The sequence below is a fragment of the Acinetobacter sp. 826659 genome (assembly GCF_000588515.1).
In the GTDB taxonomy this organism is placed as follows: domain Bacteria; phylum Pseudomonadota; class Gammaproteobacteria; order Pseudomonadales; family Moraxellaceae; genus Acinetobacter; species Acinetobacter pittii.
Genome location: NZ_JFYD01000003.1, coordinates 193,587 through 214,288, shown reverse-complemented (window position 1 = coordinate 214,288; position 20,702 = coordinate 193,587). Strand labels below are relative to the sequence as shown.

The 20,702-nt window shown below is 39.8% G+C and carries 24 protein-coding genes and 1 tRNA gene; 13 read left to right on the top strand and 12 right to left on the bottom strand.

The genetic code is table 11. The annotated features are described in order from the left end of the window. Nucleotides 1-61: 61 nt before the first annotated feature. A complete protein-coding gene (locus tag J663_RS08010) occupies nt 62-1,939 on the top strand; it encodes a potassium transporter Kup (RefSeq protein ID WP_033848979.1) in 1,878 nt (625 codons plus the stop codon). A gap of 55 nt (nt 1,940-1,994) precedes the next feature. Here J663_RS08010 and J663_RS08005 read toward each other — a convergent pair whose 3' ends face one another. Continuing rightward, the gene (locus tag J663_RS08005; RefSeq protein WP_032053314.1) at nt 1,995-2,438 is read right to left on the bottom strand and encodes a hypothetical protein; all 444 of its coding nucleotides are present in this window, start codon (nt 2,436-2,438) and stop codon (nt 1,995-1,997) included. Nucleotides 2,439-2,693: 255 nt separating this feature from the next. Here J663_RS08005 and J663_RS08000 point away from each other — a divergent pair, with 255 nt between their 5' ends. From J663_RS08000 to J663_RS07990, 3 genes are all read left to right on the top strand, one after another. Beyond that, entirely contained in the window at nt 2,694-3,773 is a 1,080-nt protein-coding gene (locus J663_RS08000) for a DNA/RNA non-specific endonuclease (RefSeq protein WP_033848976.1), read from the top strand. A gap of 97 nt (nt 3,774-3,870) precedes the next feature. Continuing rightward, nucleotides 3,871-4,470 carry a LysE family translocator gene (locus tag J663_RS07995; RefSeq protein ID WP_033848974.1) on the top strand — a complete coding sequence of 200 codons (600 nt, stop codon included), beginning with the start codon at nt 3,871-3,873 and terminating at the stop codon, nt 4,468-4,470. A gap of 45 nt (nt 4,471-4,515) precedes the next feature. Beyond that, nucleotides 4,516-4,758, top strand: coding sequence for a hypothetical protein (locus J663_RS07990; protein ID WP_000476055.1), 243 nt, complete (start codon nt 4,516-4,518; stop codon nt 4,756-4,758). Nucleotides 4,759-4,935: 177 nt separating this feature from the next. Here the strand turns inward: J663_RS07990 and aqpZ are convergent, their stop codons facing one another. Further along, the gene (gene aqpZ / locus J663_RS07985) at nt 4,936-5,625 is read right to left on the bottom strand and encodes an aquaporin Z (protein WP_033848972.1); all 690 of its coding nucleotides are present in this window, start codon (nt 5,623-5,625) and stop codon (nt 4,936-4,938) included. Nucleotides 5,626-5,757: 132 nt separating this feature from the next. Beyond that, entirely contained in the window at nt 5,758-6,762 is a 1,005-nt protein-coding gene (locus J663_RS07980; protein WP_033848970.1) for an AraC family transcriptional regulator, read from the bottom strand. A gap of 108 nt (nt 6,763-6,870) precedes the next feature. Between J663_RS07980 and J663_RS07975 the strand changes: the two genes are divergently transcribed. Further along, entirely contained in the window at nt 6,871-7,509 is a 639-nt protein-coding gene (locus J663_RS07975; protein WP_033848968.1) for a hypothetical protein, read from the top strand. Nucleotides 7,510-7,546: 37 nt separating this feature from the next. Here J663_RS07975 and hisF read toward each other — a convergent pair whose 3' ends face one another. After that, nucleotides 7,547-8,305: an imidazole glycerol phosphate synthase subunit HisF gene (gene hisF, locus J663_RS07970; protein ID WP_033848966.1), complete on the bottom strand. Its 759-nt coding sequence runs from the start codon at nt 8,303-8,305 to the stop codon at nt 7,547-7,549. 112 nt (nt 8,306-8,417) lie between these two features. Here hisF and J663_RS07965 point away from each other — a divergent pair, with 112 nt between their 5' ends. The 4 genes from J663_RS07965 to J663_RS07950 are packed head-to-tail and all read left to right on the top strand — an operon-like array spanning nt 8,418 to nt 10,749. Beyond that, entirely contained in the window at nt 8,418-9,368 is a 951-nt protein-coding gene (locus J663_RS07965) for a homoserine kinase (protein WP_033848964.1), read from the top strand. Nucleotides 9,369-9,380: 12 nt separating this feature from the next. After that, entirely contained in the window at nt 9,381-10,010 is a 630-nt protein-coding gene (locus J663_RS07960; RefSeq protein ID WP_033848962.1) for a DUF1294 domain-containing protein, read from the top strand. Between the two features lie 37 nt (nt 10,011-10,047). Then, entirely contained in the window at nt 10,048-10,440 is a 393-nt protein-coding gene (locus J663_RS07955) for a DUF4870 family protein (RefSeq protein ID WP_005078529.1), read from the top strand. 3 nt (nt 10,441-10,443) lie between these two features. Then, entirely contained in the window at nt 10,444-10,749 is a 306-nt protein-coding gene (locus J663_RS07950; protein WP_033848961.1) for an antibiotic biosynthesis monooxygenase family protein, read from the top strand. Nucleotides 10,750-10,788: 39 nt separating this feature from the next. On the opposite strand, the gene J663_RS07945 is transcribed toward J663_RS07950, so the two are convergent. Beyond that, complete coding sequence (locus J663_RS07945) at nt 10,789-11,691, bottom strand: DMT family transporter (protein WP_033848960.1); 903 nt, start codon at nt 11,689-11,691, stop codon at nt 10,789-10,791. A 98-nt stretch (nt 11,692-11,789) separates the two neighbouring features. Here J663_RS07945 and J663_RS07940 point away from each other — a divergent pair, with 98 nt between their 5' ends. Together J663_RS07940 and J663_RS07935 are read left to right on the top strand one after the other, a co-directional pair. Further along, on the top strand, nt 11,790-12,341 hold the full coding sequence (locus J663_RS07940; protein WP_033848958.1) for a helix-turn-helix domain-containing protein: 552 nt from the start codon (nt 11,790-11,792) through the stop codon (nt 12,339-12,341). Nucleotides 12,342-12,547: 206 nt separating this feature from the next. Beyond that, a complete protein-coding gene (locus J663_RS07935) occupies nt 12,548-14,239 on the top strand; it encodes an ATP-binding cassette domain-containing protein (protein WP_033848956.1) in 1,692 nt (563 codons plus the stop codon). 55 nt (nt 14,240-14,294) lie between these two features. Here J663_RS07935 and hisA read toward each other — a convergent pair whose 3' ends face one another. The 5 genes from hisA to hisB all read right to left on the bottom strand — a co-directional run bounded on the left by hisA (nt 14,295) and on the right by hisB (nt 17,757). After that, nucleotides 14,295-15,026 (bottom strand): 1-(5-phosphoribosyl)-5-[(5-phosphoribosylamino)methylideneamino]imidazole-4-carboxamide isomerase, encoded by a 732-nt coding sequence (hisA, locus tag J663_RS07930; RefSeq protein ID WP_033848952.1) that lies wholly within the window; start codon nt 15,024-15,026, stop codon nt 14,295-14,297. A 94-nt stretch (nt 15,027-15,120) separates the two neighbouring features. After that, complete coding sequence (locus tag J663_RS07925; RefSeq protein WP_033848951.1) at nt 15,121-15,762, bottom strand: 3'-5' exonuclease; 642 nt, start codon at nt 15,760-15,762, stop codon at nt 15,121-15,123. Between the two features lie 86 nt (nt 15,763-15,848). Continuing rightward, nucleotides 15,849-16,397, bottom strand: coding sequence for a DUF805 domain-containing protein (locus tag J663_RS07920; RefSeq protein WP_033848950.1), 549 nt, complete (start codon nt 16,395-16,397; stop codon nt 15,849-15,851). 149 nt (nt 16,398-16,546) lie between these two features. Next, a complete protein-coding gene (gene hisH, locus J663_RS07915; protein ID WP_033848948.1) occupies nt 16,547-17,164 on the bottom strand; it encodes an imidazole glycerol phosphate synthase subunit HisH in 618 nt (205 codons plus the stop codon). After that, nucleotides 17,164-17,757, bottom strand: a complete 594-nt coding sequence (gene hisB, locus J663_RS07910; protein WP_002116767.1) for an imidazoleglycerol-phosphate dehydratase HisB — start codon at nt 17,755-17,757, stop codon at nt 17,164-17,166. The genes hisH and hisB overlap by 1 nt, the downstream gene beginning before the upstream one ends. 102 nt (nt 17,758-17,859) lie before the next feature. On the opposite strand from hisB, the gene J663_RS07905 reads away from it, so the two are divergent. Further along, on the top strand, nt 17,860-18,243 hold the full coding sequence (locus J663_RS07905) for a GNAT family N-acetyltransferase (protein WP_002116928.1): 384 nt from the start codon (nt 17,860-17,862) through the stop codon (nt 18,241-18,243). A gap of 106 nt (nt 18,244-18,349) precedes the next feature. Continuing rightward, a tRNA-Phe gene (locus J663_RS07900) sits at nt 18,350-18,425 on the top strand. A gap of 168 nt (nt 18,426-18,593) precedes the next feature. On the opposite strand, the gene J663_RS07895 is transcribed toward J663_RS07900, so the two are convergent. Together J663_RS07895 and J663_RS07890 are read right to left on the bottom strand one after the other, a co-directional pair. Next, nucleotides 18,594-19,025 (bottom strand): GNAT family acetyltransferase, encoded by a 432-nt coding sequence (locus tag J663_RS07895; protein ID WP_033848947.1) that lies wholly within the window; start codon nt 19,023-19,025, stop codon nt 18,594-18,596. A gap of 130 nt (nt 19,026-19,155) precedes the next feature. Continuing rightward, entirely contained in the window at nt 19,156-20,670 is a 1,515-nt protein-coding gene (locus J663_RS07890; RefSeq protein ID WP_002116671.1) for an acetyl-CoA hydrolase/transferase family protein, read from the bottom strand. Between the last annotated feature and the right edge of the window lie 32 nt (nt 20,671-20,702).

The window sequence follows — 20,702 nt, the reverse complement described above, 5'->3', positions numbered from 1 at the left end:
CAGAAAAAAAATAATAGAGGTGATAAGATTGCGCTAAAAATCATATTGGTTTAATTACACAATGCAAAATACGGCCAAAAAAGCGACCTTGCCTGCCACGGCTTTGGCAGCTCTTGGAGTGGTCTTTGGAGACATCGGAACAAGTCCGCTCTATGCCTTGAAAGAGTCCTTCCATGCAGCGCATGGGTTGGGTATTCAGCCTGAAAACGTATTAGGAATTTTATCTATTATTTTTTGGTGCTTAATGCTGATCATCAGCATCAAGTATGTCGCCATTGTCATGCGTGCAGACAACAACGGCGAAGGCGGGATCATGGCCTTACTCGCATTGAACTTACGTAAAGCCAAAATTGCCGACAACAAAAAAATCTACATGATTGCCATTGGATTTATCGGCGCATCGCTGTTTTTTGGTGACGGTATTATTCCCCCAGCCATTTCGGTATTGTCAGCCGTCGAAGGCTTGTCTATTGCCACCGATGTGTTTGACCCGTTCATCATGCCAATTGCAATTACCATTATCATCTCTTTGTTTTTGGTACAAAAACACGGTACGGCTTTTGTCGGTAAGTTTTTTGGCCCGATCACCATGGTGTGGTTTTTATCTTTAGGATTATTAGGCCTTCACAGTGTTATTCAGACCCCTGTGGTGTTGGGTATGTTCAGTCCACACTGGGCCATTCAGTTTATCTATCATCATCCAGTAATGACCTTTTTCATTATGGGCGCTGTGGTGTTAACGGTAACGGGTGGTGAAGCACTTTATGCGGATATGGGCCACTTCGGACCAGTACCAATACGTATGGCATGGTTCTTTGTGGTGTTGCCATGCTTGGTTTTAAACTACGCAGGACAGGGCGCATTATTGCTCAGAGACCCAGCGGCAATTGAAAACCCGTTCTATTTATTGGTGCCGCAATGGGCACTTTACCCAATGATTATTATGGCGACCATGGCAACGGTAATTGCTTCTCAAGCTGTAATTTCTGGGGTGTTTTCTCTTGCGCGCCAAGCGATTCAATTGGGTTATTTACCACGTTTAAGTATTAAACATACGTCTGAGTCTGAAGAAGGCCAGATCTATATTCCTTTCTTAAACTGGTTACTTTTAATCGCAATTATTATCCTAATCTTGATCTTCAAAAGCAGTTCGAACCTTGCAAGTGCGTATGGTTTAGCTGTGACCTTAACCATGCTGTGTGACACGATTTTGGTTGCGGTGTTTATCTATTCAGCTTGGAAGTGGAGCCTGCCAAAAGTGCTGCTCCTGATTATTCCGTTCTTTATTTTAGAGTCGGTATTGGTCGGTGCAACTTCACTTAAAATCTTGTCTGGCGGTTGGGTGCCACTACTCATTGGTGCGATTGCCGTGACCATTTTAATGACATGGAAACGTGGTCGTGAGCTTACTTTTGCCAAGCTTGAACACGATACATTGTCGCTCGATTTGTTTGTAAAAAGTATTGGTAATAGCGTGCACTGGGTGCCGGGTGATGCAGTATTTATGACGGGTACGCCAAACGTTGTGCCACATGCCATGCTGCATAACATCAAGCATAACAAGGTGCTACATCAGCGTAATATCTTGGTCACTGTAGTGATTGAAGATGTGCCTTATGTTGAACCTGAAGAGCGTATTACGACAGAAACGTTAGCTGAACATTTCTTCCGTATTAAAATCTTCTACGGTTTTAAAGATGAAATGAATGTACCAAAAGCATTGATGCAAGCCTATGAACAGCTCGGTCTTGAGTATGACTTGATGCACATCAGCTTCTTCATTTCCCGTGATCGTATTGTGCATTCGGTGGGCGATGGTATGTCTCCATGGAGAGAGAAACTCTTTATCTCTATGCAGCGTAATACTAGTCCAGTGAGTGACTTCTACCAAATTCCAACCAACCGTGTGGTTGAGTTAGGTAGCCAAATCGAAATATAAAAATTGATGTAATAAAAAAACCAAGACAGATGTCTTGGTTTTTTTATGGCTCTGATTATTGAGCTTGTTGCATTGGTGCATCTGCTGGTAAAGCACCATCTTTTGCCATCGGATCTGCCGACTGATTTGGAGCTGCCGGAGGCGGTGGTGTGTTTGGATCTTGTGGCGCTGGAGGCGCTTGATTTGGTGCAGGTGGTACTGCATCGGTTGGTGCTGCTGGTGGCGCCATTTCACCACCTGCTGGCGGTGCTGGTGGAACGTCTGCCGGAATAGGAGCACCTGTAGGCGCTGCATTTGTTGGTGCAGCAGAAACTTGCTGTACTTGTCCGCTATTGACTAAATCGCTAATAGAACCAGGTTGGCCATTTACAGTGGTAGTAACTTTCACTTTAGACAAACTTTCTAAAGTATCTCCTGGCTGGACTGCTGGCTCAGCTAATGCTGCCATACTACACAATCCTGTGATTACGCCAATACCAATAATCTTTGAATGGATCATTAAGTGGACTCCGATTATATTTTTATCCAAATTTGTGGAGCTAACCATGTCATAAGCCATAAGTGCATTTCAACGAAAGATACGCAATTGACGTAATTCAATAGCCAAAGCCTCTCATAATTCCAACAGATTGTTACGTAAGGGGAAATAGAGTTACAAAAAAGATGACCATGTTTTAACCATATGAAAGATAAGAGATATACTTAAAAAAGCAGGATTGTTAAGCTGCGTCTGGACAGTAGTATTGATAGAAACATGGCAAGTAAAAAACGCAGTAAAGGTAAAAATTCATTCTCTCTAAGTGAGCATTTTGGCAAGATTATTCTTGCTTGTATTGCAGCCGGAAGCTTTGCAATTGCTTTCGGTAGTGAAAAGATTTCGCAGTGGTTTTCGCCTTTAAGTACTAACTCGACTTGTCTTAACCAGTTTTATCGAGAAGTTCCGCCTGCTTTAAATAAAGAAAGCTTAAAAAAAGACAGCTATCCACTGTGCTTTAACGGTTTTAATGTCCTCTATTCAGGCATTTCTAAAACACCATTATGGTCGGCCGAGCATTTAGATGCAGAACGTTTAAGTGTCAAAATTAAACGTGAAGATAACTTCCATGAAGAAACGCGTGTTCCTCAAAAGCATCGGGCACTGTTAAGTGACTATCGCGGTTCAGGCTATGACCGTGGGCATATGGCACCTAATGGTGATATGTCAAATAAAGAATCCCAATCTGATAGTTTCTCGCTCAGCAATATGGTGCCGCAAGCACCTAAAAATAACCAAGAAGTCTGGCGTAAGCTCGAAGAAGCGACCCGTGCTATTGCCACTAAACAAAAACAAGATGTTTATGTGGTGACAGGCCCTGTTTTTGAAGGCAAACGTCTTAAAACGATTGGGCAGGGTGTGATTGTACCAACCGCAGTTTATAAAGCGGTCTATATGCCAAAAACTGGCGCGATCGGGGCTTATTACGCACCTAACAATAACTCTCTACAAGTAAAAGTCGTGAGTGTTTGCTACCTTGAGGAGCGCTTAGGCGTTAACCTATTCCCGCAATTAACCGAGCAACAAAAGCGTAATGTCTATCGCCTACCTTTAACAGCGAGTCAAGTTAAGGCAAATCAAAAGTTAGACTATTTACACTGGGATGGTGAAAGTCAGTGTGAACAAGACTTAAATGCCGAACAAATTCAAGCGTTACAAGACCAGTTTAAAAAGCAAAAAAGTGGCTCTACCGAACCGATGGAAGCAAAAGTTCCAACGATTGACGAAGAAACACGCCAAGCTATTGTGAAGCAACTGGTTGAAGCATTGGTGAACTACTTCTTGCAAATAATGAAATAAGCAGCTTTTTTGATTGTTATTGCAACATCGTAATTGTTTAAAATAGAATCCATAGACAGATCTGTCTATGGATTCTATTTTAATAAGGACAATAACAATGTTTGCCTCGATGTTTCTTTTTTCATTTGCAATGTCTATAACCCCAGGGCCAGTAAACACTGTCATTTTATCGACCAGTTTAAATCACGGTTTAAAAAGATCGCTTCCCTATATTTCAGGCGCCACAATTGGTTTTACCTTGCTTTTAATTTTTATGGCATTTGGTCTTCAGAGTTTATTAACTCAGTTTCCTGTTGTATTAAAAATTCTTGCAGTTTGTGGAACGCTATTTGTTTGTTATATAGGCATAAAAATTATTCTTGCTGCCGCCAATATTTCCATTTCAAGTGCTCCTGTAGAGCAAATTATTATTCCTAATTTTAAAGATGGTTTCTTGTTACAGTGGCTCAACCCCAAGGCTTGGTTGGCTTGTGTGTCAGGCATTACCATGTTTACTAGCATTGAAAACCCGCAGTCGTTGCCGATCTTTATTATTATTTATTTCTTCACTTGCTACGCGTGTTTGTTCTTTTGGGGACTATGTGGTGATAAATTTTCAGTGGTGCTTAATCAGGGCAACCGTTTGAAATATTTTAATATCTTGATGGGAGCTTTCTTAATTTTATCGGCTCTTTTAATTTTGATCGATTTTTTTTAAATTGATCGTATTACACTGTGAAGATATAACAACGAGATAAGACCTATGTTTAAACCATTTGAAAAGGGTACAGAGTCTTCATCAATTGAAGATTTAACATTAGAAAATGATGTCGATTGCGTCAGCATTTACGGCAACTTGCAAATTACCAAAGACAAAGTCGGGTTAGAACAGGCAAAGGCATTGCAGAGCTTTTTAAATGATGTTGTGGCGGCTTTGGAAAAAGAAGAATTGCCTGAGAAAATTGAACGTCCGGCTGAACAAGAAATTAATAATCCGTTTTTGTAATAAATATATTTTTTCAATTTGCTACCGCGACGGCGGCACGGATGCCGCCTGTTTCACTGCGTTACATGGAAGTAACGTCAGTGAAACGAATGAGTTTTGTCACTTTTGCTCAATCAAAAGTGAGGCATTACCTACACAACTACAACTTGAGTGGACGCGGTATTTGCGGTCGTGCAGTTAATCCTTATTCCCAGCAACCACTTTATAAATAATTGCCCCAATCACAGCCCCTAAAATCGGTGCCACCCAGAACAACCACAACTGACTTAACGCAGCCGTTTCAGCAAAGAACGCAACACCTGTACTACGTGCAGGGTTCACCGAAGTGTTTGTTACTGGAATACTGATTAAGTGAATGAGTGTTAAACCCAAACCAATTGCAATAGGAGCGAAGCCAGCAGGCGCACGGCGATCAGTTGCGCCTAAAATAATGATTAAGAAGAAAGCAGTAAGAACCACTTCAATAATAAAAGCAGAACCTAAGCCAAACTTGTTTGGTGATAAATCACCAAAACCATTTGAAGCAAAACCACCAACACCGCTAAAGCCCGCTTGGCCTTGAGCAATAATATAGAGAACAAATGCAGCAGCAGTCGCACCGACCACTTGAGCAACAATATAGGGAATTAAATCTTTAACATCGAAGCGGCCGCCGACCCAAAGGCCAACACTTACCGCGGGATTAAAATGTCCACCTGAGATATGCCCTAGAGCATAGGCGCCTGTGAGTACGGTTAAACCAAAGGCAAGGGCTACACCTGCAAAGCCAATACCAAGTTCAGGGAAAGCTGCGGCTAATACTGCGCTACCACAACCACCAAAGACTAGCCAAAACGTACCTAGAAATTCAGCAAAATATTTATTCATTGTGATTACTCATCTATTGATGTATTTTTTAATTAGTGTGAAATATGTCACAAAAAATTAAGCATGTGACTATATGAAATTTTTGTTTTCAGTGTTGTTTTAATCAAGAAAAGATTTGTAAGTTTTGGTTGGTTATTCTTTGTCTAAAAATTGATCCCTCCATTGCTGGGGTGTTTGATTGGTCCAATGTTTAAATGCTCTTTGAAAGGCACTTTGTTCTGAATAACAAAGTAAAAGTGCGATCTCTTGTAAGCTTAAATGCGGATCTTTTAAATACTCGGTTGCGAGCATAAAGCGCACTTGCTGAACACGTTCCTGAAAGGTGGTGTCTTGTTGTTGTAAGTGTCGTTGGAGTTGTCGAACTGATAGGCCTAATTGAGCAGCAATATATTCAATTTGATACTGATTCTTTTGCAGTCCAGTCAAAATTGAATGCTGTAAGCGCTGATCAAGTTGGGTCGAATTTGGTAATTGTTCTAACAATGCTTGCGCTTGCTGAACCAATAGCTGCTGTAGAGTGTGGTCGGCACTGCTGAGTGGCTTATGAATTTCCGTAATTGGAATGAGTAACTCTGTACGCGGCTGGCTAAAACGAACGGGACATTGGAAATATTGTTCATAGACTCTGATATTTTTAGGGGCAGCATTTAAGAAACGTACTTCATGTAAATGCACGTCTTCATGAGACATAAAAAGACGTAAGAACTGAATCACCAACGCAATGGCGATTTCATCGGTAAGCTGGGTAGGGTGTAGCTCAGTCGCTTCCCAGCGAATAGAGCCATATCTTCCTTGTAGCTCAACCACTAATGGGCTACCGTCATAAATCAGACGGTGAAAATCATGATAGCGAATTAAGGCTTCACCTAAGTTGTCGCAAGAGAGCGCGAGGTAAGCAATAATCCCTAAGTGTTTGGGTTGCACATATTTGGCAATTTCGAGTCCTAAACCCGGCTTTGGGTCTAGTTTATAAATCACTTCTAATAGGTCACGCCAAACAACATAGTCAAATCGTTCCAGATTTTGAATTTGTTCTAATTGTTCAGGAATAGCTAATTGATTGGCTTCACAGTAAGCCTTTAAAAGATGCCCCAGTCCTCCATACACTGAGCCTGTATAATTTTTTAATTGTGGCATCCCTAACCACCTCTTCTTGTCGTGATTTGTCAATGAAACCATAAATTCTGGTCAATACCTAGCATAACGAATTTTATATTCTGAATAAAAAGAAAAAGGAGTTAGGTGATGTTAAAAGGGTTTATTGCTGGAATTGCAGTTGCGAATGCATTTGAATGGGTAGCACACAAATATATTTTGCATGGTGTACACCGTGCTGGAAAACCACGTTATAGCCCAGTACCAAAAAGTATGGAGTCGCATTGGGCACACCATCGTGAAGTCCGTAAACAACAGTTTCATGATGATTGCTATGTTGAGGGAGTGGGAAACTGGCGAACTAAAAATGAGTTAATTTCGCTTGCTGTGGTGGCAACCGTTTCAAGTGCAATTTTTTACCCGTTTTCAAAAGGTATGGTTCTCGCAGCTTGGTATAGTGCAGGAAATTATTATTATATTCATCGCCGTGCACATTTAGAGCCCGACTGGGCAAAGCGTAAAATTCCGTGGCATTACGATCACCACATGAACTCTAATCAAGACGCCAATTGGTGTGTGACCAAACCTTGGTTTGATTATGTAATGGGAACACGGGTGGTGTCTTCGGCAGATTTAAAAGAACAAAACCCTTTGGGGATACGGTTACCTACTGCGCTTGCTAGACCATTGTCTCAAGCAGTAGAAAAAATCTTTCCTGCAAAATGGGTCGAGAAAAAAGAAAAGCCTCAACTCGTTAGCGATATAAATTCGGTAGATGGAGCTGCATAAAAAAAGGGGCATATCGCCCCTTTTATTATCAATGTGCTTACAAGCGCATTTCGATACCTTGTTCAGCTAAATATTGTTTAGCTTCTGGAATCGTATATTGGCCAAAGTGGAAAATACTTGCTGCCAATACTGCATCAGCACCACCTTGTAAAATACCATCTGCAAGATGCTGTAAATTACCTACACCACCAGAAGCAATGGTTGGAATCGTAACGCGGTCATTAATGGCACGCATTAAAGCAATATCGTAACCTGCTTTCGTACCATCGGCGTCCATACTGGTAATGAGTAACTCACCCGCACCGTAGTCAGCCATTTGTACAGCCCACTCAATCGCATCAATGCCCGTTGGTTTACGACCACCGTGAGTAAAGATTTCCCATTTGTTTTCACCAGTTTTTTTGGCATCAATTGCAACGACAATACATTGTGCGCCAAAGTGCTGTGAAGCCTCTTGAACAAATTCTGGGTTAAATACGGCAGCTGAGTTAATACTCACTTTATCTGCACCTGCATTTAATAACGCACGAATATCTTCAACCTTACGTACACCACCACCGACAGTTAATGGTACAAATACAGTCTCGGCCATACGTTCAACAGTACGGTAAGTGGTATCGCGTCCATGATGTGTAGCGGTAATGTCTAAGAAAGTAATTTCGTCTGCACCTTGTTCGTTATAGCGACGTGCCACTTCAACAGGGTCGCCCGCATCACGAATATCGAGGAATTGAACGCCTTTAACTACGCGTCCGTTATCAACGTCTAGGCAAGGAATAATACGTTTAGCAAGCATAGCTTTTTCCAAAAATAATCGCCGTTGGTGAAAGTTCCTACACAGGCGCTACACCTTCATGGAGGGAAGAGGTATTCTATCAAACTTCACAGATGTTTTTTGCAGGTTTTCCATGTCGGTTTATACCCCGTTGAGTTTAGATGAAGTTCGCACCTTTGCTGCACCTTATGGATTAGAGGTGTTGGAGCTGAACCCAATTCAGGGAGGTATTCAAAACACCAATTATTTTTTGGTTGATGTAAACCGCAAACAATATGTACTCACCGTGTTTGAAGAGTTAGATGCACAAGGGGCAGGCGAACTTATTCCTGTACTTGAACAATTGGGGACTCATGATGTACCTGTTGCAGTGCCGTTAAAACATAGCGGTCAAGCGGTTCATGTGATTGCAGACAAGCCTGCACAAATTGCACCACGTTTAATGGGTCACCATCCCATGCAAACCACAGTAGCGCAAGTTGCAGCGATTGCAGATGCACAGGCGAAACTGCATGTGGCTTTACAAGATTTTCCACTTGTACGTGAATATCGCCGTGATCACCAATACTGGACAGGTGTTGCAGAGCAGCTGAAACCAAGCATGACTCAAGATGATCAAACTTTACTTGAGCAGGTCTATCAAGCTTTTAATGCGAAAACAGCGCAGTATTTAAATCGACCAACAGGTTTTATTCACTCTGATTTGTTCCGCGACAATACTTTGTTTGAAGGTGAGCAATTACAAGGTATTCTAGATTTTTATGAGTTAAATCAAGATGAGTTGCTGTTTGATATTGCGATTACCATTAATGATTTTTGTACCGAATATCCAGCAGCGTATTTAAACTCAGACAAAGTAGACGCTTATTTAGAGGCATACCAAAAAGTTCGTACGCTTACATCAGATGAGCTTGCATGTTTAGATGTGTTCTTGGCAATGGCAGCGTGCCGTTTTTGGTCAATGCGTTTGCAAGTTGCTCAAAAAAATAAAGAAGAAGGACGTACCGGCGATGACATTTTGCAAAAAGACCCGCAAGAAATGCGAGCAATGATGCAAGACCGTTTAAGTCATGTAAAAGCATAAAAGGGAATAAAGATGCGAGATCAGGGGCGTTTAGTCGAATGGTTCGACGAAAAAGGTTATGGCTTTATTCAGCCGGATGATGCTGAAAAAGAACGAGTCTTTTTGCATATCAAAGATTTTGCACGCCCCGGACCTCGGCCAATTATTGGCTGTGCACTGGAATATCGGGTGATTCTCGATGAACGAGGCCGTTTTCGTGCTCAGCAGGTCACTTATTTAAAGGCATCTCAAACCCGTAAGGCTTTAAAACCTGCAAAAGCAGAATCTTCTTTTCAGGCCAGCCCATGGTCTGCTATGCAAATGGGGATTGTGTTTTATTTCGTTTTAATGGGCATTATGAGTTTTATTCATATTTTACCCGCCTACACTTTGTTATTTGTTTTAATGATGAATGCCTTAAGTTATTGGCTCTATTCTCAAGATAAAGAAGCCGCACAATTGGGTAATCGACGTGTGCCTGAACAAACACTGCACATTGTTAGCTTTTTAGGAGGTTGGCCAGCTGCATGGTGGGCACAACAAAAACTGAGACATAAAACACAAAAACAACCCTTTCGTAAGATTTATTTTTGTACCATATTCTTTCATTTACTTTTGATTTTGTGGCTAATTTCTCCCTTAAACGTATTGCGGGGCTCATAAAAGTAAATCGTTTTTAATAAACTTGAGAGGTATAAAAATGAATAGTTCTATCGACCAAGATCCAAATCGTACTTTAACACTTATTTTATATGTACTTTATATCGTTGCCATTTTTACAGGCGGCTTACTTGCGGTTATTGCTTTAATTATTAACTACGTAAAACGTTCTGATGTACAAGGCTCGATTTTTGCGAGCCACTTTACATGGCAAATCAGAACATTCTGGTGGTATCTCGCTTGGAATATTATTGCCTTTCTGCCGTTTATTTTCCTGTTCTTTACGGGCGAAAATACTAATCTATTTGCAGGCGTTGCCGTTTCATCGACCGTATTCTGTGTGGGTGTAATTGGTGCTGCGTGGATCTGGATTGTATATCGTGCAATTCGCGGCTTGATTGCGCTAAATGATAACCGTCCGATGTATCAATAAATCATGATTATTGAACATGTGCATTTGAGTATAAAGTCTGGGCAAAGTGAAGCATTTCTTAAGGCATTCGAGCAGGCTAAACATATTGTTTATCCAATGGAAGGCTTTAATGCGGTCCAACTGATTAAGCATGCAACCGATCCCCATCATTATATTTTAATGATTTTCTGGGATGAAGTTGAAAATCATACAGAAGAGTTTAGAAAGTCTGAGGCTTATCAGGAGTGGAAGACTTTGCTCCATCCATTTTATGACCCAATGCCGACGGTTGAGTACTACCAACCGTGTACGTTATTGAAGAAAAAATAATAGATAGATAGTAAAAAAGAGAGCGTTAAGCTCTCTTTTTTATTCTCGAATTCTTCTATTTTTCCTAATTGGTAGCTTAATTTTTAACTCACTGACTAAAACGCCTAAGACTACTAAAGCACCGCCAAAAAGGGCAATCATTGGCAAACGCTCACCTGCAATTCGGCCAATAATGCCCGCCCAAACAGGTTCGCCTGCGTAAATAATTGCAGCACGTGAAGGATCAACCACACGTTGAGCCCAGTTCATAACAAATTGAATGAGTGCACTCGCTAAACCTAATGCAATAGCAATCAGTACTAGGGGCCATGAAAATGCTGGAATCGTATGTTCACCCACCACAGGCATGATGGCGAAAGAAAGTAGAGAAGCGACACCAAGTTGAATGATTGTGACGCGGCGTAAATTTACCTTTCCAGCAAAGTAGCTAATAAAAATAATTTCTAAAGCAATCGCAAAGGCACCCAAGATTGTTAACAGCTGCCCAAAACTTAATGAAATTTGCTCAAAACCATTTCCCGTTAAGAAAACAAGGCCAGCAAACGCAAGAGCAGCTCCCACCCAAGTCATGATATGGGGAGTTTTTCTAAAGATGAGCCACATTAAAATAGGAACAAGCGGAACATATAGCGCTGTTAAAAATGCTGATTCACTACTCGGAATGGTTTGTAGACCAATGCTCTGGGTGCCGTAGCCTGCCGCAATCACAAGGCCAATCACACTACCAGCGCCTAAATCTTTTAAAGTAACACCTTTCATACTTTTTAATGAAATAAGAAGCAAAGTAAGAGCCGCTACAGCAAAACGACAGCCTACAAAAAACATAGGTGATGAAAAATTCAGTGCGTACTGCACAGTTAGAAATGTTCCACCCCAAATGACCGTAATCAAAATGAGAGCTAATTGAGGAACTTTGCTTGAACTCTGATAAGTTGGTGACATACTCAAACTAAAAGGAATTGTGCAATATACTGCACATATTGCGCTATTCTTCTGTTTTGTGCAATATATTGCTCAAATTTTCTTTATTCATCTATTTTATGAGCCAGTCGAGTAGCGTTTTACAACATGTAGGCACAAATATCCGTTCATTAAGAGATGAGCGCAGTTTAAGCCAACAGGACTTGGCTGATCGGGCAGGTGTAAGTAGACGTACCATTGCTGCTCTGGAAACAGGCCAAGTCAACATTAGCTTAGCTAAACTCGATGCGATTGCGGCAGTGTTGGGAGTAGATTTTAGAACAATTGTGAGTGCGCCTGAGCTAAAAGAACATGCTGTAGTAAATGCACTCGCTTGGCAGGGTAAAGATGAAGAAAGTAAAGCAACCTTGCTCGCTTCAGTTCCATCTCGTTCCCAAGTTGAGCTTTGGATATGGTCTTTGGCAGTGGGAGAGTCTTACGTGGCGGAAGCAGATGCAGACGGATGGCAGGAAATTATTTACGTATTAGAGGGTGAGTTGACCATACAATTTACTGACAGCAAAAAAATAATACCAGCTGGTTCATCTTTTATTTTTGAAAGTTCTGTTACTTATACCTATATCAATAGTGGTAACCAAGTGCTTAAATTTACTCGTAATGTGGTGTATTGATTTGGAATTTAAGCTTTTTAATAAAATATATATTTTTAAAATTTATGCAGTTTATTGAAGGCATATATGATGTATATGACCTATCTTAAAAACCTGTGAATTCAATTTAAACAAAAAATACGAATAAGAATAAATAAGGCAAGTTATGATATTTCGTGTGTAATGAAATTATTTTTAACTCGTTTTAATAGAAAAAAGATACAGAAATGAAGTTCTTATTAAGTTCACAAGATATTCAAAACTATAAATTTTTATGGCAGGTTTCTAAAGAAAATTATAAGAAGCAGAAAGGGAGTATGTTTCTCATGTTTTTATTAGTAATGTTTACAGCATTCTTTACGACATTATTGCCATACCTATTAAAAATTATTATTGATTACTCTGCACAGGCATATAACTTTCTACTAGATATTCGACTTCCATTTAATTTCTTATATCTAATCGTACTCGCTTATGCTGCAGCATGGTTAGCGAATGAGTTATGTCATTGGACAAAAAATATTTTTAGTGCTTATTTGATGGTTGATTTCAAAAGTGCATTAATCTTTGCGGGGCTAAAAAATTATTTAAATCTTAAAAAAGATGAACAAGATCAAATTGAAGCTGGAACAGTGATCAGTGATCTTGCGAGAGGAAGTTCTGCTTTTGGTGAGATAAATCTTACGTTACTGCTTCATTTGGGGCCAATCATTTTTCAATTGGTTATGATTTTTGCTGTTTTATTTACAACCATTAGCTTACTTTTTAGTATCAGTTTTTTATTGGTAGCTATCGTTATTTTTTTAGTTTCCTTTCATATAAATAAAAGAAGTAGTTCTTTATTCGATTCGATGTATCAACAAGATAATCAGGTAAATAGCCATTTGATACATCACATCTCAAATTCATATGAAATTAAAGTAAAAAATGCAGTACCGTTTCAATTGTCAAAATTTAATACCACATTAGACTCATTCATCAAAACAGCTAAAGATAGGAATAAAAAAATAGGGCTATTGATGATTTCTCAATTGTTCCTGATCTTTTTGTTTTTACTATTTTTTATGTTATTTACCGTATTTCTTTCAACTGAAAAGCAGCTTACACCGGGTGCTTTCGTGTTGATAAGTACTTATATTATTCAACTCACCAATCCATTTTTAGCGGTTTCTCAAAGCTTGATGCGTTTAAATGGTAACTTTGTAGCCTTAGCAAAATATCGAAAATACTTTTATCTCAATAAAGAAAATTATACGCATTCTATCGTTCAAGACTCCAACGTTCTTTTTCAATTTATAAATGCTAAATTTTTACTTGGGAAAAGAGCTGTAGATCATTTTAATTTAACAATATTAGCCAATAAAACATATGTCGTGATTGGTCAAACAGGTCTAGGCAAAACTTCTCTGATGAATTATTTAATGGGCGTGTACCAGATTCAATCAGGGCAGCTTTGCTATAAGAATATTGATATTAGCCAAAATTTCTCTAAGCATATTTTTGATGAGGTTGTTTACGTTGCACAGCAACCTATTATTTTTCCTTATTCGTTAAGAGAGAATTTGGTCTACAACTCTCAGCATATATATGAAGACTCTTACTTACTTCAGATGCTTGAGCAATTTAACTTATTGCATATTTTAAAAAAGCATCAACTAACGCTCGATGATGATTTAACTGAAATTTATAAGAATTTTTCAGGAGGAGAGAAACAAAGAATTTGTATTCTTCGTGGTTTATTGGCTCCTCCTCAACTCATGATCTTAGATGAACCGACTGCCGCCTTGGATGTAGATACTGCAAAAAATATACTTGAATATATTCAGCAGGTTGTTCCATCTGTAATCATGATTACGCATTCACCGTATGCGATGGAAATTGCGGATGAGGTAATCGATTTAGAAAAGTTATTAAACTAAAGATAATCAAAAAATAAAAAAGAGCCTAAACGGCTCTTTTTTTACATCTTAAAAATTAAAGACGGTTTTCATCCAACAAAAGCTGAGCTTCACGAAGGTTTAAACTACCTTCATAAATTGCGCGGCCTGTAATCGCACCTAAAATGCCCGGTTGGCCTTTTAAGTTACGAACGTCATCAAGGTTGGTTACACCACCAGAAGCAATTACTGGTAAACCTGAGTATTGAGCCAAGTTTACAGTTTGCTCAACATTTACACCTTGCATCATGCCGTCACGTGCAATGTCCGTGTAAACAATGCTAGACACGCCCGCATCTGCAAAGCGTTTCGCTAAATCAGTTGCTTTCACATCAGTAACGTTTGCCCAGCCATCAGTTGCAACCATACCATTCATGGCATCAATACCAACAATGATGTGACCAGCAAAGCGTTTACAAGCTTCTTCTACAAATTCAGGCTCTTGAACTGCTTTAGTACCGATAATGACAAAAGTCACACCAGCTTCTAAATAGTGTTCAATCGTTTCTAATGAGCGAATACCACCGCCAATTTGAATTGGTAATTCTGGCTGAGCTTTAGCAATCGCTTCAACAACAGGCTTATGAATAGGAGTACCTGCGAAAGCACCATTCAAATCAACCAAATGCAAACGGCGCGCGCCTTCATTTACCCAATGCTGGGCAGTTGCAACTGGATCGTCAGAGAAAACGGTATCGTCTTCCATACGCCCTTGTTTTAAACGCACACATTTACCATCTTTCAGGTCAATTGCTGGAATGATTAGCATGCTTCCGCTCCTTGCTTCATCATGATTATGAAATTGTGCACATCTTAGCAAAGTATTGATCAATCGCTAAGCCTTAGAAAAGACTTTTATTACTTTACGCCTGAAGCACGGTTTGAATCGTTTGTGAAATGTGGGCGGGTAATAGTTTTTGGTTTCTGAGTTCTTCAAATACCAGTAATGCAGCATAAGCATCAGCGGCGGCATAATTTATTTGCTGAGATGTAAGTGGCTTTCGTGCCCAGTTTGAAGTCCCGACTTTTTTCGACTTTGCCAGATATTGTCCAAATAACAGTGCTACCGCTTTTTGTAGACCGATCTGCTGTTTAAAACCAAAGTGACTAAATCCTTTGGCAAGGTCAACACAACTTTCTAGCTCTATACCTTTTTTATGAAAAATCTGCTTATCATTTTTAAGTCCAAAACCGACTTTAATTTGCTTCTGGTTAGATAAAATGGGCTGCAAGAATTTTAAAGTTGATGAATTGACATGAAATAAATAGGCTTTTTGTGCTGTAGCAAGTTGAATCAAGTGTGGCCCAGTTGAGATTTCACCCACTTTAAATGTAGGTTTAGACTCAGAATCAAATCCCAAAATTGCAGCATTTTTTAATTCTTCTTCAATACTTTTGCATTGCTCAATATTTTCAATCACCACAATATTATGGTGGTTAATATTTTCAAAAGGAGGAAGCTGCTGAATAGAGGCTTTATCAAGGAGGGCAACGGCTTCGGACATATTTAACAGCGTACAAATGAATTGGGCTATTCACTTTATATATGAATAAAGCCTAGAGGACTAGGCTTTATGAATGTCTTTAAAAATTACTGAGACTGAGAAGGTGTACCAATGACTACACTTTCACTTTTCTCGACATAGCCTTCATAGGTTGGAGACATGATTGTGGCAATGACAGCAAAAACCAAAGCAAGTGGAATTAGGACAATATAAATCCAGCCTAAAACGCGTTCCCAACCAGGAGTAGGGCGCTGTGGGCCGTAATCATTATTGCCTTCTGTACCTTTTGCCGCAAAGAGATAAATCATAAAAATTAGGTTTACGGCAGGGATCAGCATCAGTAACGATAGCCATCCTGTATTATTGCGGTCATGCAAACGGCGGATGGTAAATACAAAGCTTACATAGAGACAAACAATATAGAGAATGGCGATAACAATCATGCCTGCCGTAGAAAGGCCAGTCAGTTCCTGACTAGATGTAAACCCAAAAGTAAAAGCGATGATGACAACAGCGATACCGATGACGAGTGAAAATAAGAATGTCCAAGCAGCATAAGAGAGTCGCCCAAAACGACCACTAGCTTTAAAGGGGGAATCGTGCTGAAGTGGCTGATTTTCGAAAGGTGAATTCATTTTGTTTTCCTGATCATTTGGTTTTATTTAAAAGTATAAATATTCAATATTTTGTTGAATAAAACATCATTCTATAAATGATTAGTTGTTATTGTAAATAAAAAAAGACCAGGCCATCTCGACCTGATCTTTTTCAGTTTTAAATCAGATTAAATATTCCATTCCACAAAGTTTTTAAGTAACTGCAAACCAGCAGTATGACTTTTCTCTGGGTGGAATTGAGTCGCGAATAAATTATCTTTATGAATTGCTGTGCAGAAATTCACACCATACTCACAAGTCGCAGCCACAACGCTTTCATCTTTTGTTTCGACATAGTAACTATGTACAAAGTAGAAGCGAGCATCTTGTTCGATGTTGTTCCACATTGGATGGTTTGGGTCCATTTGGTGAACTTGGTTCCAGCCCATGTGTGGTACTTTTAAACCTTCCATTTGAGGGAAATGTTTTACTACGCCGTCAAAAATACCTAATGCGTCTACACCGCCATTTTCTTCAGAACTTTGTAGTAATGCTTGCATGCCTACGCAAATCGCAAGAACAGGTTTATTAAATGCAGCTTTACGTACAACTTCATCAATCCCTGCTTCACGCATACCTTGCATACAGTCACGCATTGCACCCACACCTGGAAAAACAATTTTGTCGGCTTGTGCAATTAACTTTGGATCATTGGTCACATCGACTGTAGCGCCTACATGCTCAAGTGCTTTAGCAGCTGAATGTAGATTGCCCATGCCATAATCAAGTAACGCGATACGTGTCATTAGAGGCTACCTTTTGTCGATGCGATCGTGTTTTCAGCACGTGGATCAACTTCACATGCCATACGTAAAGCACGAGCAAGTGCTTTAAAAACACTTTCGATTTGATGGTGGCTATTTTTACCTTTTAAGTTATCGATGTGTAAGGTCATAAGCGCATGGTTTACGAAACCTTGGAAAAACTCAGAAAATAAATCGACATCAAATGTACCGATGCGCGCACGAGTAAATGGAATATCCATGAATAAACCCGGACGACCAGATAAATCGACAACAACACGAGATAAAGCTTCATCTAATGGTGCATAAAAATGACCATAGCGTTTTAAACCTTTTTTATCGCCCAAAGCTTGTGCAAAAGCTTGTCCAAGCGTGATACCACAGTCTTCTACGGTGTGGTGATCATCAATCTCGAGGTCTCCGTCACAATGAATATCGATATCAAATAAGCCATGTCGCTTGATTTGATCAATCATATGGTCTAAAAATGGAACTCCAGTGTTTAGTGTGCCTTGACCAGTACCGTCGAGATTTAAACGAACTCGAATTTTGGTTTCATTGGTATTTCTAACCACTTCACTGATACGTTGCGTCATGGACACGTTCCTCAAAAAACGTCAAAAATGATTGGATGTTAACGACAATTTCGCTGTGACGAATTCGTGACAGCATCATAGTTTGCTCAGGAGGGTTAATCAATGCCTATTACCGTACATGCTTATAGTTCTCTAGATAATTCAGAGATCCGCGATCAGCTTGAGCGACTGTATGATACAAGTCCGGAGTTTGGTGACGGGCACGATGCGATTGAACAACTTGAACAAGATTTACAACAGTATACCACGCTATACACTGCCGAATTTAACACCAAAATTATAGGTGCAATTTGGTCTTCAGGACAAGGCGAAAGCAAGGTTCTTGAATATATTGTTGTGCACCCTGCGAACCGTGGTCGTGGGGTGGCTGAGCGCTTAGTCGAAGAAGCTTGCCGTATAGAAGAGTCAAAAGGTGTTAAAACTTTTGAACCAGGTTGTGGCGCGATTCATCGCTGTTTGGCTCACATTGGTAAACTACATCACTAAAAGCTTCTATTATTTTGTGGTTGTGATTTAAAAATAATCACTTGTTACAAAAAACACGGAAGTTGCTTGACGTCTTCTTATAAACATTGTTTAATACGCCCACTTCGGCGTGATAGCTCAGTAGGTAGAGCAACGGATTGAAAATCCGTGTGTCCCCAGTTCGATCCTGGGTCTCGCCACCATATTCGAAAAAGCCCCATACATAATGTATGGGGCTTTTTTCATGCTTGTTTATTTAATAAAAATGTTAAGACCTTACCTGTGTATAAATCTCATTTTATCCACAAGCAAAGAGGGTTATCCCCAATATCGCCTTAACTTTCTCAAAATAGCCCAAACAAAACGTGGTTCTAATCATTAGAACTATCACGAATAAGTCGTTTTCCTAAGCACACTGCTTCTACCTCGTCATAGCCAAGCTGTTCGTAAAAATTCAATACATTCAAATTGTCTTTACGAACTAATAATTGCAGTTTTGGGCAGCCACGAGCAATGAGGCGCTTCTCAAGCTGCTGAACGAGCGCTGTAGCGATTCCTAAGCGTTGTTGGTGGGGGTGAACAGCCAAATAGTTAATCCAGCCTCTATGGCCATCGTAGCCGCCCATAAGCGTACCAATCAGTTGCTCATCTTTAATAGCAACTAAAAACAAATCATCCTGTTGTGAGACTTTCCTGAAAATATCGGTTTCAGGATTATTCCAAGGACGGGTCAGACCACAGCTTTCCCATAAAATAACGACATCATCCAGATCTGCATTTGTAAATTGACGAATAATAAACATATGGATTTCTACTTTTTGTTTTGATGTGCTGAAAAGATAAAATAAAAATTCGGGCTTGAGCAGTTTTTTATTAATAATTTAAACAAATAAAAAAGCACCCCCGAGGGAGTGCTTGAATTAAACCAGTGATTTAAGCTGATTTTGCAACTGGTGCTGCTTGAAGCATTTGACCTGTTTCTTCGAAGTTTGCATGCCAAGACAATGCTTCACGAAGTAAGTGAGGAGTATGTCCACCTTTAGCACATGCACGGTCAAAGTAGTCATTTAATGCATCACGATAAAGTGGGTGTACACAATTATCGATAATAGCGCGAGCGCGTTCACGAGGCGCTAAACCGCGTAAGTCAGCTAAACCTTGCTCTGTTACTAAAATATCAACATCGTGTTCACTGTGGTCAACGTGGCTCACCATTGGCACGATAGAAGAGATATCGCCGCCTTTAGCAATTGATTTGGTTACAAAGATCGCCAAGTGAGCGTTACGAGCGAAGTCACCTGAACCACCGATACCGTTCATCATTTTAGTACCACACACGTGAGTTGAGTTCACGTTACCGTAAATATCAAACTCAAGCGCAGTGTTAATACCGATAATCCCTAAACGACGAACTAATTCAGGATGGTTAGAAATTTCTTGTGGACGAAGCACTAATTTGTCTTTGTAAGCTTCGATATTACCAAAAACTTTTTCGCCACATTTTGCAGAAAGGGTAATTGAGCTACCAGAAGCAAATTTCATTTTGCCTGCATCAATGAGTTCAAAAGTACAGTCTTGTAGTACTTCTGAGTACATGATGAGGTCTTCAAAATCAGAATCTTTTAAACCTGTTAATACAGCATTGGCAATAGAGCCAATTCCTGCTTGTAATGGACCAAGGTTTTTCGGTAAACGACCTTCTGCAACTTCTTTATTAAAGAAAGCAATTAAGTGGTTTGCAATGCCTTGAGTCTCATCATCTGGAGGAGTTACTGTTGATGGTGAGTCATGTGTATCGTTAAATACAATACCTACAATTTTTGCAGGATCAATTTGGATTGCTGTTGTACCAATACGCTCATCCACTTTTGTCAATGGAATTGGAGTACGTGTTGGGCGATAAGTCGGAATATAGATGTCGTGCAAACCTTCAAAGCTTTCGCTTAAAGAGGTGTTGATTTCAACAATAACTTTTTCAGCAAAAATAGCAAAGCTTGCAGAGTTACCTACAGAAGTTGTTGGAATAATACCGCCATCTTCAGTAATCGCAATTGCTTCAATCACCGCAACGTCTGGACGTTTAAGTTGCTGGTTACGCATTTGCTCAACAGTTTCTGATAAATGTTGATCAATAAACATAACTTCGCCGTTGTTAATCGCACGACGTAAAGTGTTGTCTACCTGAAATGGCATACGACGAGATAAAACACCTGCTTCCGTGAGTTGTTTGTCTAAGTCATTACCTAAGCTAGCACCCGTAATTAACGTGATTTTTAACGGATTTTTCTTTGCATGCTCTACAAGTGCTTGTGGAACAGCTTTAGCTTCACCGGCACGAGTAAAACCACTCATACCAACAGTCATTCCATTTTCGATGAATTGCGCAGCTTGTTCAGCACTGATGACCTTGTCATGAAGAGAAGCTAGGCGAATACGACTTAAAGACATTGGACATCCTCAATATTGTCAAAACATACGGG

Bases quoted from the DNA above. Each gene is read 5' to 3' on its own strand.
- J663_RS08010 (WP_033848979.1), top strand. From the start codon at position 62: ATGCAAAATACGGCCAAAAAAGCGACCTTGCCTGCCACGGCTTTGGCA.
- J663_RS08005 (WP_032053314.1), bottom strand. From the start codon at position 2,438: ATGATCCATTCAAAGATTATTGGTATTGGCGTAATCACAGGATTGTGT.
- J663_RS08000 (WP_033848976.1), top strand. From the start codon at position 2,694: ATGGCAAGTAAAAAACGCAGTAAAGGTAAAAATTCATTCTCTCTAAGT.
- J663_RS07995 (WP_033848974.1), top strand. From the start codon at position 3,871: ATGTTTGCCTCGATGTTTCTTTTTTCATTTGCAATGTCTATAACCCCA.
- J663_RS07990 (WP_000476055.1), top strand. From the start codon at position 4,516: ATGTTTAAACCATTTGAAAAGGGTACAGAGTCTTCATCAATTGAAGAT.
- aqpZ (WP_033848972.1), bottom strand. From the start codon at position 5,625: ATGAATAAATATTTTGCTGAATTTCTAGGTACGTTTTGGCTAGTCTTT.
- J663_RS07980 (WP_033848970.1), bottom strand. From the start codon at position 6,762: ATGCCACAATTAAAAAATTATACAGGCTCAGTGTATGGAGGACTGGGG.
- J663_RS07975 (WP_033848968.1), top strand. From the start codon at position 6,871: ATGTTAAAAGGGTTTATTGCTGGAATTGCAGTTGCGAATGCATTTGAA.
- hisF (WP_033848966.1), bottom strand. From the start codon at position 8,305: ATGCTTGCTAAACGTATTATTCCTTGCCTAGACGTTGATAACGGACGC.
- J663_RS07965 (WP_033848964.1), top strand. From the start codon at position 8,418: ATGTCGGTTTATACCCCGTTGAGTTTAGATGAAGTTCGCACCTTTGCT.
- J663_RS07960 (WP_033848962.1), top strand. From the start codon at position 9,381: ATGCGAGATCAGGGGCGTTTAGTCGAATGGTTCGACGAAAAAGGTTAT.
- J663_RS07955 (WP_005078529.1), top strand. From the start codon at position 10,048: ATGAATAGTTCTATCGACCAAGATCCAAATCGTACTTTAACACTTATT.
- J663_RS07950 (WP_033848961.1), top strand. From the start codon at position 10,444: ATGATTATTGAACATGTGCATTTGAGTATAAAGTCTGGGCAAAGTGAA.
- J663_RS07945 (WP_033848960.1), bottom strand. From the start codon at position 11,691: ATGTCACCAACTTATCAGAGTTCAAGCAAAGTTCCTCAATTAGCTCTC.
- J663_RS07940 (WP_033848958.1), top strand. From the start codon at position 11,790: ATGAGCCAGTCGAGTAGCGTTTTACAACATGTAGGCACAAATATCCGT.
- J663_RS07935 (WP_033848956.1), top strand. From the start codon at position 12,548: ATGAAGTTCTTATTAAGTTCACAAGATATTCAAAACTATAAATTTTTA.
- hisA (WP_033848952.1), bottom strand. From the start codon at position 15,026: ATGCTAATCATTCCAGCAATTGACCTGAAAGATGGTAAATGTGTGCGT.
- J663_RS07925 (WP_033848951.1), bottom strand. From the start codon at position 15,762: ATGTCCGAAGCCGTTGCCCTCCTTGATAAAGCCTCTATTCAGCAGCTT.
- J663_RS07920 (WP_033848950.1), bottom strand. From the start codon at position 16,397: ATGAATTCACCTTTCGAAAATCAGCCACTTCAGCACGATTCCCCCTTT.
- hisH (WP_033848948.1), bottom strand. From the start codon at position 17,164: ATGACACGTATCGCGTTACTTGATTATGGCATGGGCAATCTACATTCA.
- hisB (WP_002116767.1), bottom strand. From the start codon at position 17,757: ATGACGCAACGTATCAGTGAAGTGGTTAGAAATACCAATGAAACCAAA.
- J663_RS07905 (WP_002116928.1), top strand. From the start codon at position 17,860: ATGCCTATTACCGTACATGCTTATAGTTCTCTAGATAATTCAGAGATC.
- J663_RS07895 (WP_033848947.1), bottom strand. From the start codon at position 19,025: ATGTTTATTATTCGTCAATTTACAAATGCAGATCTGGATGATGTCGTT.
- J663_RS07890 (WP_002116671.1), bottom strand. From the start codon at position 20,670: ATGTCTTTAAGTCGTATTCGCCTAGCTTCTCTTCATGACAAGGTCATC.